The following is a 15,433-nucleotide window of genomic DNA, read 5'->3' on the forward strand; positions in this document are numbered from 1 at the left end:
CTCTCAACACTGTGCATAGAATAGGAAGTTTATTGTTGTCGATAAACGTGCTAGAAGTGATAACATTGTTCGCATTAAACGAACGAGGTGGGAACGATGGACAAGCTTGAAGCCATGCAACGTTTTGTTTTGGTCGCTCAATTTGGTAGCTTTACTAAAGCCGCCGACGCACTTGGCTTACCAAAATCAAGTATTTCCAGTGCGGTGCAAGGGCTCGAAAAATCCCTAGGCACTCGGCTCTTTCATCGTAGCACGCGCAGTATCACCTTAACTCAAGATGGCGAAACCTACTTGCCTCAATGCCAAACACTACTGGCAGAATTAGACGCTGTCGGAAGCCAATTTCGACGAAACCCAGATGATGTTCGCGGCGTACTCAGAGTCGACATGCCTAGCCGTTTTGCAACTACCGTGGTAATTCCTCATCTCGCCGACTTCATCGAGAACTACCCAAACATTCGTTTAAAAATCAGCAGCGCAGATTATCGAGTCGATCCAATCAAAGAAGGCATAGATTGCGTAATTCGAGTGGGCGAACTGGACGACAGTAGTTTGATCGCTCGACCATTAACGCACTACAGAAGCCTCAACTGTGTATCACCAAACTACGTAGAGAAGTTTGGTATTCCTCAAACACTCGCAGAGCTCGCCAACCACAAACTGATTGAGTATTCCCACACTCTGGGCAATCTCGATGCTCAATTTGAATACATGGAAGATGGGAAAGTAAAGCAAGAGTCCATGCCGAGCAGCTTGGCCGTGAATGGCACCGACACGTATTTGAACGCCTGTTTATTTGGACTTGGCATTGCTCAAATCCCAACTATTGGCGTAGAAAACTTGATCGAAGAAGGCTTACTTATTATGGTGTTGCCTCAATACGAAGCCGAACCGATGCCCGTTTCTTTGCTTTATCCATCACGCCGACAACCACCCAAACGTTTAATTGTTTTTATGGATTGGCTGCAATCCATCATGATAAAAAGCCACAAAGGATAAAGGCATTTTAATCAGATCATTGGAAAAAAACTGTTTCGAAAAACGCTTTATGCATATTCCAAAAAAGTTTATATAGTCCCGTTGTAATAACTAAATCTTTTAAGTAATCTACCCTCATATTGAGAATAACCGTTATTACACCGAGGATATTATGAAGTCTACACCACGTTTTTTAAAAGCCATTGTTGGCACACTATTATTGAGCGGAGCCGTTCAAGCGTCGGCTGCGGATCAAACTATTCTGAACACCTCTTACGACATCGCTCGTGAATTGTTCGCAACTTACAATCCTACGTTCGAAAAACACTGGTTAGAAACCACCGGTAAAACCATCGAAATCAAACAGTCTCACGCTGGCTCTTCAAAACAAGCCAATGCCATCATGAACGGCCTGCAAGCAGACGTCGTAACCTTTAACCAAGTTACAGACGTACAAGTGCTGCATGACAGAGCGAAGATGATTCCAGCAAACTGGAAAACTGCATTTCCGAACGCTAGCTCACCTTATTACTCCACGACGGCGTTTCTTGTTCGTAAAGGCAACCCAAAAAATATCCAAAACTGGGGCGATCTAGCACGTAACAATGTAGCACTGGTTTTTCCAAACCCTAAAACATCGGGTAACGGCCGTTACACTTATCTAGCCGCACAAGGTTACGCACAAAAAACCTTCGGCAAAGACAACGACGCTAAAATTGACGATTTCCTAGGCACTTTTCTGAAAAACGTGGCTGTTTTTGATACCGGTGGCCGTGGCGCAACCACCACGTTCGTTGAACGTGGCATTGGTGATGTATTGATTACCTTCGAATCGGAAGTCAATAACATCCGTAATCAATACGGTGCAGACAAGTATGAGGTAGTGGTTCCTAAAACGTCTATTTTGGCCGAGTTCCCAGTGGCGGTTGTCGCAAAAAATGCGAAAAAGAATGGTACAGAAAAGGTGTCTCATGAGTACTTAAACTACTTGTACAGCGAAGCATCACAGCGTCTTCTTGCTAGCTTTAACTACCGCGTTCATAACGATGTCGTAAAAGCAGAATTTGCTGACAAGTTCCCGGAAGTAACTTTATTAACCGTCGAAGAGATTGCCGGTGGCTGGCCAAAAGCCACTAAAGAAATCTTCAAGAATGGTGGTAAACTAGACCAACTTCAACGTCGCTAAACAGTAGACGGATCGAATAAGCCGGATACGCTTGCGTATTCGGCCTTTCTGTCTTTACAGAGTGCCTTTTAAAAGAGCTTTTAAAGAAAGTCTTTTTAAAGTCACTCTTTTTTATTGGATCTTGGCGTTCACCGCAACACTTTCATTGCTAAAACATAGGCAAGTAAATGGCAACTCAACTTAGCGTGGCTGACACGCGACCTCGTCATAAACGAGTACTTCCCGGTCTGAGTTTAAGCTTAGGGACTTCCCTGCTTTTTATCAGTTTGATTCTGCTCTTACCCATGACTGGTCTGGTTATGCAGTCCGTCGATATGGGCTGGGATCGATACTGGCAAGTCATCAGCGATGAACGTGTTGTCGCCAGTTATAAAGTCACCTTATGGGCCGCGTTGATAGCGTCTCTTTTCAATGGCTTTTTTGGCCTCTTGCTCGCTTGGGTGTTAGTACGCTATGAATTTCCTGGCCGTCGTATTCTAGACGCTTTGGTGGATTTGCCTTTTGCCTTGCCAACCGCCGTTGCCGGTATCACCTTGGCAACCTTGTATGCTCAAAATGGCTGGTACGGACAAATACTTGAAAGCATCGGCATTAAAGTAGCCTACACACCGTGGGGCATTGTACTTGCCATGGCATTCACCAGTATTCCGTTTGTGGTCAGAACCGTTCAACCCGTTTTGGAAGAACTGTCGCCCGAAGAGGAGGAAGCTGGCATGACGCTAGGTGCGTCCGATTGGTCTGTGTTTCGTCGCGTGATTTTTCCGGCTTTGTGGCCAGCGCTTATGACAGGCATTGCCTTGTCATTCACTCGCAGTTTAGGGGAATTTGGCGCGGTCATTTTTATCGCTGGCAACATGCCATACGTCAGTGAGATTACCTCTTTGATGATTTTCGTCAGCTTACAAGAGTTCGACTTCCCTGCGGCCAGCGCCATTGCGTCGGTTGTGTTGATGGCGTCGCTTATCCTCTTGTTCGCCATCAACATCTGGCAAGCGCGTTATTTACGTCGCCTTCACGGACGCAGCTAGGAATATATTATGTCTTCTCACCAAGCACCCGGACAACGCCACCAGCTCAGAGTCGGGGACAGCCCCTGGGTCAAAGGCCTGTTAATTGGCTTTACCTTATTTTTAACCGTGATATTGCTGGTTGTGCCGCTTATCGCTATTTTCCAGCAAGCCTTTGTGGAAGGCGCCGCGCATTATTTCAATAGTCTGTTGGAAGCCGATACGCTGCACGCCATTGGTTTAACCCTTGTAGTAGCAGCGCTCACCGTGCCAATCAATCTGGTATTCGGCGTCATGTTGGCGTGGTCAGTGACCCGCTTTGAGTTCCCCGGTCGTAAAATTTTAATGACCTTGATGGACATTCCTTTTGCCGTCTCGCCCGTCGTGGCGGGTTTACTGTATCTGTTGCTGTACGGTAACAATGGCTGGATTGGCTCGTGGCTTTATGACCAAGACATCCAGTTAATGTTCGCGTGGCCGGGGATTGTTATGGTCACCGTGTTTGTCACTTGTCCATTTGTGGCGCGTGAATTAATTCCTCTAATGCAACAACAAGGTCGAGAAGACGAAGAAGCGGCGGTCATTTTGGGCGCTTCTGGCTGGCAATTATTCCGCCGCGTCACCTTACCCAATATCAAATGGGCACTGATCTACGGGGTAATTCTGACCAACGCCCGTGCCGTCGGAGAATTCGGCGCGGTGTCCGTGATATCGGGCAATATTCGTGGCGAAACCAACACCTTGCCGCTGCACGTTCAATTGCAATACGAGGATTACCAAGCCGCTGCGGCCTTTGCCAGCGCCTCGCTATTGGCGATGATTGCCTTACTCACACTGCTACTGAAAGCCTTTATCGAATGGCGTCAGGAACGCAGTTTAAAAATTGAAGCAGAAAAAGAAAGACAGGTGACACAATGAGTATTTTGATTGAAAACATTTCCAAAAAATTCGGGCACTTTCAAGCCTTGTCACCTTTGTCATTGGATATCAACGAAGGCGAAATGATCGGTTTGCTTGGCCCGTCTGGGTCCGGGAAAACCACGCTGTTGCGTATCATTGCTGGATTAGAAGGCGCAGACACAGGGCGTATTCAATTTGGCGACCGAGATGTCACCAACTTGCACGTGCGTGATCGTCGCGTCGGTTTTGTATTCCAAAACTACGCACTTTTTCGTCATATGACGGTTGCCGATAACGTGGCTTTTGGGCTGGAAGTCTTGCCTCGTAAAGAACGCCCAAGCGTTTCTGAAATACAAAAACGTGTCATGCATTTATTGGACATGGTGCAGCTTGCTCACCTTGCTAACCGTTTCCCATCGCAGCTTTCTGGTGGTCAAAAACAGCGTATTGCCTTGGCAAGAGCTTTGGCAACACAACCAGAAGTACTGTTACTAGATGAACCTTTTGGCGCCTTAGACGCAAAAGTCCGCAAAGAACTACGTCGCTGGTTACGCGGATTACACGAAGAGTTAGGGTTCACAAGTGTGTTCGTCACCCACGATCAAGAAGAGGCGCTGGAGCTGTCTGATCGCGTTGTGGTGATGAGTAACGGACACATCGAACAGATCGATCAACCGGGCGCACTTTACGCGTCACCGAACAGCCGCTTTGTGTTTGATTTTCTAGGCAATGCCAATGTTTTTGAAGGCAAGATTGAAAACGGTAAGTGGCATAATCAGCAAGCGAACATTGTTTTGCCTGACTCTATCGGGCAAAAAAGTGTCGGACAAAACAGCGCTGAAAAGAAAAGTGGTCAGCTGTACATTCGCTCGCATGAATTTTTCGTTTCAAAAGAACCAACAGCTCAAGCGAACTTGCCATTGCGCGTAATTGCTATTAACCCAATTGGTGCCGAAGTTCGCCTTGAGCTAACACCAATTGATTGGCACAGCAAAGAAATATGGGAAATTGATTTACCTCATAAAGCCTTCGACAAGAACTGCTTCGAAAAAGGCCAAACCGTTTATGTCACACCCAAAGCAGGCTATTTTTTCGCCGAAGACGCAAAAAAACCGGTGTTATTGAATTGGGAAACGGAAAAAATCATTACAACAGAAAAGGCCTAATTCAATCGATACAGGAGCGACACGAGTCGTGTTGCTCCTAAATTTTTTATCTAACAAAAAACGCATCTCCATTTCTCATCGTTCACCCAAAATACTCTAACAAGCATTCGTGGCATACCCCGGCATTTATTTTGCCTTAGATATGCGATATTGTGTCGATAAAATTAGAGCGGGATTTAAGGCATGTTAGAAGCAAGTAATAAGCTAGGCACATCACACTTTCAAAGCCACCTAAAACGCACAAATCTTGCTTTTACTAATTCAACACTTACCAAAAATTCTTCTACACCACCAAGAAGAGCAAATTTTGTTCTTCTCGATCATTTTTCCATGTCGTGTTTTTCTGTTGCGTTAGACACCCTAGTCACCCTTAACATGGTTCATGACAATCCGATTTATGAATGTAAAACCTACAGTTTACACGACCAAAAAGCACTGTCGGATGTCTCTATCTCGTTGGCAACCGACGGTAACATACAAGATATAGAAATAAGTAAAGATTCCATTTTGGTAATTTGCGGAGGCTTTCGTAGCGCGCTTAAATCCGAACCATTACTGAATAAAAAAATAGCCAAAGCAGCACAATTAAACGCAACCATCATGGGACTCTGGAACGGTAGTTTTTATATTGCTGATAGCAGAATACAGACAGGAAATACTATTTCCATTCATCAAGACAACAAAGCCATTATGGAAGAACGCTTTCCTGCCTTAAGTCTATCAACATCCGTTTTCACAGAAGAAGGCACCTTGTTAACCTCCTCAGGCCCCAACAGCGCCCTAGATATGATGCTTCATTTCATTACCACCTCTTATGGAACAGACTATTCTCAGGCTGTCGCAGAAGTGATTGGTTCGGACCGATCCACTAGTACAAATACTAAAGTCACTAACCATTTTTTAATGTCCGAGCCACACATCCCAAATTGTATTAAAGAAGCCATTTTGTTGATGGAAAGCAATATTGAAGACCCATTAAGCATCGATGAACTAGCGCAACTCGTCGGTATTTCTCGACGACAAATCGAGAGGCTATTTAAGAGCAATGTAGGCGTCACTCCTGCGCGTTATTATATGGAACATCGCCTAACGCACGCTCGCCAGCTGATACAACAGTCCAACTTAAGTATATTTGAAGTTTCTGTTGCCTGTGGCTTCGTCAGTTCGGCCCACTTCAGTCGCACTTACCATCGTTTTTTTGGTAAGTCTCCAATTGATACACGCCGCACCTCTCAAGCTAGCCAAAATTAAATGTCGTCAGCACACTCTATTAAATAGCCAAAAAAGTAGGTAACAATGCAAGCCGTCATTTTTGATATGGATGGATTACTGATAGATTCAGAGCCGTTCTGGAAACAGGCAGAGTACGATGTATTTACGTCGGTTGGAGTGAATGTTTCACCGGATTTAGCGGGACTCACCGCTGCAATGACAACCAAAGAAGTCACTGAATTTTGGTATGCAAAACAACCGTGGGAAGGCGTTTCTCTTAAGGCAATAGAAAATCGCGTTGTTGAGCGAGTCAAATATCTGATCGAGACTCAAGGCAAGGCAATGAGCGGCGTTCATGATTTGCTGATCTCACTACAGCAAGCCGATATAAAGATTGGTCTGGCAACGAATTCACCCAAAAGCATCATTCCAAGCGTACTACAGCGTTTAGATATTGCTGACTATTTTATGACTTACACATCAGCAGAAGAAGTAAGCCAAGGGAAACCGGCCCCAGACGTTTATCAGCTCACATTAGCAAAACTCAACATCAACGCAGACCAATGCATAGCCTTTGAGGATTCACTCGGCGGTATAAAAGCTGCATTAGCGGCTGGCATTCAGCCAATCGCCATTCCGCATACTGACGAGTTCAACCATACAAAATTTGACCTTGCAGCACTCAAGCTACGAAGCCTGACTGAATTTAATCAGTCTATGGGGAAAGCGTTGTTACCTCAAAAATGAGCATCAAAGTTTCATCAAGCTTTTAATATGGCAAAACGCGGCGCGGCCTAATGCATCGATGTTGTAACCTCCTTCTAGCACAGATACGACTTTTCCTTCGCAATGACGTTCTGCCACGTCCATCAAACGGTCTGTGATCCAAGTAAAGTCTGATTCACTCAATCTAAGTTGTCCCATTGGGTCTTCTTTGTGCGCATCAAAGCCTGCTGAAATCATCACAAGCTGAGGTTTGAACGCATCCAAGGCCGGTAATAGTTGCTCTGTGATGATGGCTTGAAAGGCGTCACTACCAGAACCTGCTTCAAGCGGCATGTGTAAAATATTGTCGTGGGAAGCGCCCGGATCGCTGTAAGGATAAAACGGGTGTTGGTAGCTAGACGCATAAAGCACGTTTGGATCATCTTTAAAAATGTCTTCCGTACCATTACCATGGTGAACATCAAAATCTACGATGGCAACTCGCTCTAACCCATGATGACGCACTGCATGGCGAGCCCCCACTGCGATGTTATTAAAAAAACAGAAGCCCATGGCCTTGTCGTATTCGGCATGATGGCCCGGTGGACGAATCGCGCAAAAAGCATTATCCATCTCGCCTGCCATCACCAAATCCACTGCTTGAACAACCGACCCTGCTGCGAACAACGCGGCGTCTAATGTGTGCGGCATCATCAAGGTTTCCGGCTCAATTTCTAAATGCCCTTCTTCTGGCGCTCGGGCAAAGATAGAGTCTACATACGCTTGATCATGCGTTGCAATAAGCTGCTCGCGAGTAGCGGGCGTCGCTTCAAGACGACGTAGAAAGTCCATCAACTGCCCCGTGATCAAACGGTTCTGGATTGCACCAAGCCGTTGCGGAGATTCGGGATGATCGTCTCCCATGTCATGCTTGTCGCAATACGTGTGTGTGATATAGGCGGTCGTCATGTCATATCCAAATGGGTTCTTATTATTGTCTTTAATCGTCCAGTATAAAGCCATAAAAGCACAAAGACAGTCTACCCTACCATGGTCTACAATTCGTCTTTAAGCAGACTGTGCTACTGTCATAAAATACTTATTACGCATCAGGAGAATATCGAGTGAGCCAACATGCCTTGCAACCGCTACTCGCCCCAACGTCGATGGTAATTTTGACAGGGGAAGACGCTCAAGACCCCCTGATGCTGGCCCTGTTGCAGTCTTTGTCTAAGGCTGAAAAAGTCAGTACTGGCAAAAAATGCCCTATTAGCTTAGTTGGCATCGAACCGACAACACCCTTCTCTTTTCCTCTATTCTCAACACTGGATGCATTACCAAAAAGCCCTGATCTAGCGGTGCTCGTCGGCACCTATTCAAACACCTCAATGGAAGACATTATTGCGTCGTGTGGTCAGGCTGGCATTGGCTCTTTATTAATGCTGTCTTGGACCAGCGAGCCAGAAGACACGTTAGTCGAAGTGTTACGCCAGCACAATGTGCGCTTACTCGGCCCCAACAGCTTCGGTGTTTGTCGACCCAAGCAAGGCGTATTCGCTTGGTTGGGTTTAACGCAGCCATTGCCCGGAAGGTTGGCGCTGATGTCCCAATCTGGCACCGTTGCCAGTGCTTTAGTCGATTGGGCGACATGGCAAGGCATTGGCTTCTCTCAAGTCGTGTCGATGGGCACACCGGTCGACGTGATGCCATCGCAAGTTTTGGATTATTTATCCACCGATTTCGACAGCCAAGCCATCTTGATGTATTTACAAAAAATAGGTCGACCAACGCGTTTCCTTAGTAGCCTGCGAGCCACGGGGCGAAGTAAGCCAGTTGCCGTGGTGACAGAACACTCTATCGGCGCCGATGAGCGAGTATTAGATGCGGCCCTGAGCCGAACGGGTGCTGTGCGTGGTCGTCGCTTAAATGATTTGATTGCTGCCGCGTCGGTCATGACCAACGCCCGTCGCGTTAAAGACGGATCACTATTAATTATCGGCAACGGCGCTGGTCCGGGTGAACTGGCCGCACAACGTGCGATAGAGCTCGATATCGACTTACTCAGTCCACAAGGCGAATTACGCGATAAACTGGAATCTACCATGGCCGGGCGCGGTGGTATTGGCCCTGTCACCACCGTCTGGGCAAGTTGCGCAACGGACTTGTTTATTGACCTCGCTGCAGACGCCCTTAGTAGCCAAGAATGCGGCGCGGTGCTGCTTACCTTGAGTCCAACAGCTTTGATCGATATAGATTCTTTATACGATTTGATTACCCAACTGCACCGCACCCAGAAGAAACTGGTGATGGTGTGTTTGCTTGGCGGCGGTAACATGACCAAAATGCGTACGCGCATTAATGAAGCGGGCATTCCAACATTTCGAACCCCAGAAACGGCCATCGAAGGCTTTCAATTTTTAGTACAATTCCAACGCAATCAGTTACTCGCCAAACAAACCCCAGACAGCCATGCGTTTCGTTTTAAAATTGATGTGTCTGAAGCAACTCAAACGCTGAATCAATTCCTCAAAAGCGGCCAACACACGCCACACGCCGATGAACTGCGTGAGACTTTTGAGTTGTTCCACATTCGCTTAATTTCTCGCCGTCAGGCTTCTCATCAGTTGTCTGCACCGGTTCATTTACGGGTATTCCAAGACGCCGTCTTTGGTCCTGCTATTGGCTTGTCGTTAGAAGGCGCTCAACAACACAAACAAGCCGAAGCCGTCGCCTTACCACCGCTTAATACCATTTTGGCCAAAGACTTAATCCAGCGAGCTTTTCCCGACGAAGCGTCGTTTGAACTAGAAAGCTTGCTGCGCAACTTATCGACCATGGTGTGTGAGTTACCAGAAATTGAACATTTAGAATTGGCCGATGTGAGGATTCACGACAGTGGCAGTGTGTATGCGAATGTCACCGCCAATCTGCGCTCTTGTAAGAATTGGCGACGTTATGAACACCTTGCGATTCACCCTTATCCAAGGCAATGGGTGTCAGAACATCTACTGAAAAATAATGACGTCGCCACCGTGAGACCGGTGTTACCTCGGGATTCAGGAATCCTCGCAGACTTCGTTCGCAGCATGTCCCATGAAACACGTTATTTTCGCTTTATATCAAATATCGAAGAACTGACACCGCGCATGCTCTCCAGCATGTCGCACATCGATTACGACCGTGAAATGGCGCTACTGGCGGTCATTCATCGAGATGGGCAAGATTTGCTGATTGGCACGGCGCGCTATATCGATAATTTTGATGACCAGAGCTGTGAGTTTGCCGTGGTATTGGGGGATGAGTTCCAAGGTCTAGGATTGGCTTCTTACCTAATGCGACAGCTGTTTCAAGTCGCCGCTGACAAAGGCATTAGGGTCATGAAAGGCATCGTTTTGGCGGAAAATAAACACATGCTCGATTTCTGTCGTCATCTTGGATTCAGCATCAAACGTGATGAAGATGACTTCGGACAAATGATCGTCACCATCAAACTCACGCCAACCTTGCTTGAAAAATGCCGAGACACTTCCTAATAATAGAACCGAGACCTTTTTCACAATGTCACGAGCGAAGTCGTTGTGCAAAGGTCTCAACGTAAAACTTCGATTTCAACCTTAATAACACCAGAACGCGTATTGCCGATTCGCTGAAATGCCGATTTACTCAAGTCGATAATACGACCTCTTACGAACGGCCCACGGTCATTAACCCGCACCACAACACTCTTACCATTCGCGATGTTCGTCACTTTGACTTTAGAACCAAAAGGCAAACGTTTATGGGCGGCCGTCATGGCTTTTTGATCAAACAATTCACCACTGGCGGTTTTTCGCCCTTGATATTTCATTGCGTAATAACTGGCTTCGCCGCTTTCTTCAAAGCCCTTTGAGTCAGATCGACTAATAGGGCCACTCGCACAGGCTGTCAAAACAAGCGACAACATAACCCAACACAAGATACTGATTTTTCGCATTGTATTTTCTTTTCCTTTTGGTCGTCTTAATTACAAAGGGTCATATTACTCGATTACATGTTTGCTTATCGACCCTACCTCTGTCTTGTTTCTGTCGATAAAAAGTACACAAAAACAAAAAAACCACGTTAAACGTGGTTTTTTGATACTCACACCAAACCTTAGCTGGCTTGCTGTTCTCTGTTTTGTTGTCTCTTTTTTACTGTTTAAGGTTTTCAGGCCCAAACGAAAACGGTAACAATGCTTCCATTGAGAGGGTTTTGCGTACGCCTTGCGCACCACAAATATGAATCATGGTATCAGCGGAAGAAAATTCACGGATCTTCTGACGGCAGCCTCCACAAGGTGTGACCAAAGCATCGCCATGACCAATCACATAAATATCTTTGATTTGTGTTTCGCCATCAAGAACCATAGACGCAATCGCACCGGCTTCAGCACAAGTCCCTTCTGGATACGCCGCATTTTCAACATTACAACCAGAGTAAAATTTACCACTCTTGGTTAAAATGGCCGCACCAACCTGAAAATGAGAGTAAGGAACATACGCCTTACTCATCGCATTTTTGGCAAGCTCGATCAGATTTTCACTTTGCTTTACATTAGACATATTAGGCTCGCTCTTTCACATAGGGGCGCCCGATGGCTTTTGGCCCAACGGCTTTGCCGATGAAACCCGCCAATAACAATACCGTTAATACATACGGTAATACTTCGATTGCCTGAACGGGTACTTCGCCAATGCCAGGAATCACCACCCCTTGCATACGAATAGCAACAGCGTCTAAGAAGCCAAACAGCAAACAGGCAAGCAACACGGGAACAGGACGCCATTTACCGAAAATCAGCGCCGCCAGCGCCATATAACCTTTACCTGCGCTCATGTCTTTCAAGAAACCGGCATTATGAGCCGTCGATAAATACGCTCCGGCGATGCCACACAAGATGCCACAAATAATCAAGGCACGATAACGAATGAAGGCCACCGAAATACCCGCAGTATCCACCGCATGTGGGTTTTCACCCACAGCGCGAAGACGTAAACCAAAACGTGTTTTGTAAATTGCCCAATAGGTCACAGGCACCATCGCAAAAGCCAGATAAACCAAAATATTATGACCGCTGAGTAGTTCGGAATAGATCAGACCAATCACAGGCACATCAGCCAAAGCATCAGCAAAAGGTAAGGTAATGGATAAGAAGCGCGAGTCTCCAGACAACGTCGGTGTTTGACCACCCATACCGAACCAGTCCATCGATAAGGTTACTGTTAGCCCTGCCACTATTGTATTAATCGCTACACCTGAGACGATATGATCGCCTCGGTGTGTAATACATGCAAAGCCGTGAACCATCGCCAATGAAACAGACGCCATAATACCAAAACACAAACCGATCCAAGCCGATCCAAATACCGCCGCTCCCGCCGCTGCCGCAAAAGCACTGCCTAGAATTTTACCTTCTAAGCCAATATCAACAATGCCAGCTCGCTCGGAATACAAACCCGCTAACGCAGCAAAAATCAAAGGAGTAGACACCCGCATCGTTGCGTCTAACATAAGTATCAATGTTTCAAACATATTTTTTCCCTACGCTACCGCTCTGCGAATAAAAAAGCCTTCGATACGATCTTTAAACATGTGTTCAAGCGCACCAGAGAATAAAATAACCAAACCTTGAATAACGACTACGATTTCAGGTGTGATCGTCGGAATTTCAAACGCCAACTCAGCCCCGCCTTGATACAAGGCACCAAACAGTATGGCGGCCAGAATGATACCAACCGGATGATTACGTCCCATCAAAGAAACGGCAATGCCCGCAAAGCCATAACCCGCAGTGAAGTTAAGCAACAAACTGTGGTTTACACCCATGATTTCGTTGATGCCAACAAAACCCGCTAAACCACCAGAAATGAGCATCGCCCAAATGGTCACTTTAGCGGTATCGATGCCTGCGTAGCGCGCCGCTGTCGGGTTGGTTCCCAACGTACGCAACTGATAACCCCAGCGCGTATGCCAGAGTAATGCCCAAACAAGCACACAACAGATCAAAGCAATCACAAAAGCAAAGTTAAGCGGTGAATCACCTATTTCAATACCCAATGGCGATAAAAATTCATGCAGGTAAGGTAGCCACGCATTTTCATCAAACGTGCGGCTATTCGGAGCCATACGGCCGTCTTCTTTTAACCAGTTAACGATGAGGTAAACCATCAAAGAGGAGGCTATGAAGTTAAACATGATAGTAGTGATAACGATGTGGCTGCCACGACGCGCTTGTAAATACGCAGGGATATACGCCCAAGCCGCACCAAAGACACCCGCACCAATAATCGCCAAAGGTGCAATAACATAAAAAGGCATGGTTTTGTCTAGGGACAAACACACCAAGCCAACACCCAACCCACCAATATACGCTTGGCCTTCACCACCGATATTGAATAAGCCGCCTTTAAAAGCTACCGATACAGCCAAACCGGTAAAGATAAGGTTTGTCGCATAATACAGAGTATAACCAACCCCTTCATCGTAACCAAAAGCGCCGTATATCAAATAGCCTGCGGCTTCGAGCGGGTTTTCACCGATGGCTAAGATCACCAAACCAGAAACCAAAAAGGCGAGTGTAATATTAAGGATAGGGATAAGAGCCATGTTGACCCAAGCAGGAACTTTCGCCTGACTCATGCGGACACCTCTTCTTCGTTGTGAGCATTCGCCATCATTAGACCCAAAGTTCGTTCGTCAGCGTCTTTTGCATCAAGTTCGCCCACAATCGCACCATCAAACATCACTAAAATGCGATCACTCAGTGCCATAATTTCATCCAATTCAACAGAGACCAACAAAATAGCTTTGCCTGAGTCCCTTAGTTTCACAATCTGTTCGTGTATATTTTCAATCGCCCCAATATCGACACCGCGTGTCGGTTGGCCGATCAAGAGAATATCTGGGTTCTGCTCGACTTCACGAGCAATAACGATCTTTTGCTGATTACCGCCCGAAAAATTTGCGGTTTTCAAATGTGGATTTGGTGGCCGAACATCCCAAGCAGCCATTCGCTCACTACACTCATCAATCATGACCTTGCGGTGCATGAGAATTTTACCGTTATAAGCTTCAGAATTGTGATAACCGAGTACAGCGGCTTCATAAGCTTCAAAACCGGTTACTAGGCCCATTTTATGTCGATCTTCTGGAACATGTGCCATTTTAAGCTCACGCATTTCAGCCGCATCTTTTGGCGCTTTCGCCGTGATAACCTGACCAGCAACGTGAATTTCACCTTCGCTCATTGGCTCAATGCCAGAAAGTACATTCAATAATTCACTTTGGCCATTACCAGAAACCCCTGCAATGCCAAGAATTTCACCCGCACGAAGCTCTAAACTTACATTCTTCAAGCGCTTCACGCCTTGGCTGTCAAACAAAGATAAGTTTCGAGCAGAAAGGAAAACATCACTTGGCTTGGCGTCGCCTTTGTCTACGGTTAGGCGCACTTTCTTACCTACCATTAACTCAGCCAATTCCTCTTTATTTGTCTGTGAGGTTTCACGATGAGCGACCATCTGTCCTTGGCGCATCACGGAAATATTGTCCGTAGACGCCATAATCTCACGCAATTTATGCGTAATTAACAATACGGTAACACCCTGATCTTTTAGCGCTTTAAGAATACGGAAAAGATGATCCGCTTCTTGCGGGGTTAACACACCCGTTGGCTCATCCAATATGAGGATACGAGCACCACGATAAAGCGCTTTTAATATTTCAACTCGCTGCTGCAAACCAACCGGAAGTTCTTCAACGATTGCGTCTACATCAATGTCCAAACTGTATTCTTTTGCGAGGCGCTGCAATTCCACACGAGCCGTGTCTATGCCGTTTTTCAACAAGGCACCGCCTTCTGCACCCAAGATCACATTCTCAAGCACACTAAAATTCTCAACCAGCATGAAATGCTGATGCACCATACCTATACCCGCATTGATGGCATCTTGGGAACTGCGTATATCGACACGCTTACCATCCACTTCTATGTGCCCAGTATCGGCTTCATAAAAGCCATAGATGATACTCATCAAGGTGGACTTTCCCGCGCCGTTTTCACCAATAATGCCGTGAATCGTACCTGCAGGAACTTGTAAGCAAATATCTTTGTTGGCCTGAACGGCACCAAAGCGTTTGCTGATATCGCGCAATTCAATTGCGTAAGGCATTGTTTTATTTGTCATATCTAAAAGTAATTCATCTGCTTAAAATGGAACACACTCAATGTACCTCATGGGCAAAAACACTCAGTATGT

14 protein-coding genes are annotated in these 15,433 nt (G+C 46.2%); 8 read left to right on the forward strand and 6 right to left on the reverse strand.

Annotated elements, in window-relative coordinates; genetic code table 11:
• Window positions 1-96 precede the first annotated feature (96 nt).
• From MP3633_RS16720 to hxpB, 7 genes are all read left to right on the forward strand, one after another.
• On the forward strand, window positions 97-999 hold the full coding sequence (locus tag MP3633_RS16720) for a LysR family transcriptional regulator (protein ID WP_176336388.1): 903 nt from the start codon (window positions 97-99) through the stop codon (window positions 997-999).
• Between the two features lie 151 nt (window positions 1,000-1,150).
• On the forward strand, window positions 1,151-2,164 hold the full coding sequence (gene cysP, locus MP3633_RS16725; protein ID WP_176336389.1) for a thiosulfate ABC transporter substrate-binding protein CysP: 1,014 nt from the start codon (window positions 1,151-1,153) through the stop codon (window positions 2,162-2,164).
• A gap of 167 nt (window positions 2,165-2,331) precedes the next feature.
• Window positions 2,332-3,192, forward strand: coding sequence for a sulfate/thiosulfate ABC transporter permease CysT (gene cysT / locus MP3633_RS16730; RefSeq protein ID WP_112134765.1), 861 nt, complete (start codon window positions 2,332-2,334; stop codon window positions 3,190-3,192).
• A 9-nt stretch (window positions 3,193-3,201) separates the two neighbouring features.
• A complete protein-coding gene (gene cysW / locus MP3633_RS16735; RefSeq protein WP_112134767.1) occupies window positions 3,202-4,089 on the forward strand; it encodes a sulfate ABC transporter permease subunit CysW in 888 nt (295 codons plus the stop codon).
• Window positions 4,086-5,237 carry a sulfate/molybdate ABC transporter ATP-binding protein gene (locus MP3633_RS16740; protein ID WP_176336390.1) on the forward strand — a complete coding sequence of 384 codons (1,152 nt, stop codon included), beginning with the start codon at window positions 4,086-4,088 and terminating at the stop codon, window positions 5,235-5,237. The genes cysW and MP3633_RS16740 overlap by 4 nt, the downstream gene beginning before the upstream one ends.
• A 183-nt stretch (window positions 5,238-5,420) precedes the next feature.
• On the forward strand, window positions 5,421-6,488 hold the full coding sequence (locus MP3633_RS16745; protein ID WP_176336391.1) for a GlxA family transcriptional regulator: 1,068 nt from the start codon (window positions 5,421-5,423) through the stop codon (window positions 6,486-6,488).
• A gap of 45 nt (window positions 6,489-6,533) precedes the next feature.
• The gene (gene hxpB, locus MP3633_RS16750; protein ID WP_176336392.1) at window positions 6,534-7,196 is read left to right on the forward strand and encodes a hexitol phosphatase HxpB; all 663 of its coding nucleotides are present in this window, start codon (window positions 6,534-6,536) and stop codon (window positions 7,194-7,196) included.
• Between the two features lie 3 nt (window positions 7,197-7,199).
• On the opposite strand, the gene MP3633_RS16755 is transcribed toward hxpB, so the two are convergent.
• Window positions 7,200-8,123 carry a histone deacetylase family protein gene (locus tag MP3633_RS16755; protein WP_176336393.1) on the reverse strand — a complete coding sequence of 308 codons (924 nt, stop codon included), beginning with the start codon at window positions 8,121-8,123 and terminating at the stop codon, window positions 7,200-7,202.
• 155 nt (window positions 8,124-8,278) lie between these two features.
• Here MP3633_RS16755 and MP3633_RS16760 point away from each other — a divergent pair, with 155 nt between their 5' ends.
• Entirely contained in the window at window positions 8,279-10,687 is a 2,409-nt protein-coding gene (locus MP3633_RS16760) for a bifunctional acetate--CoA ligase family protein/GNAT family N-acetyltransferase (RefSeq protein ID WP_176336394.1), read from the forward strand.
• A gap of 56 nt (window positions 10,688-10,743) precedes the next feature.
• On the opposite strand, the gene MP3633_RS16765 is transcribed toward MP3633_RS16760, so the two are convergent.
• The 5 genes from MP3633_RS16765 to MP3633_RS16785 form a co-directional block, all read right to left on the reverse strand.
• The gene (locus MP3633_RS16765) at window positions 10,744-11,127 is read right to left on the reverse strand and encodes a septal ring lytic transglycosylase RlpA family protein (protein ID WP_176336395.1); all 384 of its coding nucleotides are present in this window, start codon (window positions 11,125-11,127) and stop codon (window positions 10,744-10,746) included.
• A gap of 199 nt (window positions 11,128-11,326) precedes the next feature.
• A complete protein-coding gene (locus MP3633_RS16770) occupies window positions 11,327-11,737 on the reverse strand; it encodes a cytidine deaminase (RefSeq protein ID WP_176336396.1) in 411 nt (136 codons plus the stop codon).
• Window position 11,738: 1 nt separating this feature from the next.
• Window positions 11,739-12,707, reverse strand: a complete 969-nt coding sequence (locus MP3633_RS16775; protein ID WP_176336397.1) for an ABC transporter permease — start codon at window positions 12,705-12,707, stop codon at window positions 11,739-11,741.
• A 9-nt stretch (window positions 12,708-12,716) separates the two neighbouring features.
• Window positions 12,717-13,814, reverse strand: coding sequence for an ABC transporter permease (locus tag MP3633_RS16780; RefSeq protein WP_112134780.1), 1,098 nt, complete (start codon window positions 13,812-13,814; stop codon window positions 12,717-12,719).
• Window positions 13,811-15,361, reverse strand: a complete 1,551-nt coding sequence (locus MP3633_RS16785) for an ABC transporter ATP-binding protein (RefSeq protein ID WP_176336398.1) — start codon at window positions 15,359-15,361, stop codon at window positions 13,811-13,813. Before MP3633_RS16785 ends, MP3633_RS16780 begins: the two co-directional genes overlap by 4 nt.
• Between the last annotated feature and the right edge of the window lie 72 nt (window positions 15,362-15,433).

The organism is Marinomonas primoryensis (assembly GCF_013372285.1).
Lineage (GTDB): Bacteria > Pseudomonadota > Gammaproteobacteria > Pseudomonadales > Marinomonadaceae > Marinomonas > Marinomonas primoryensis.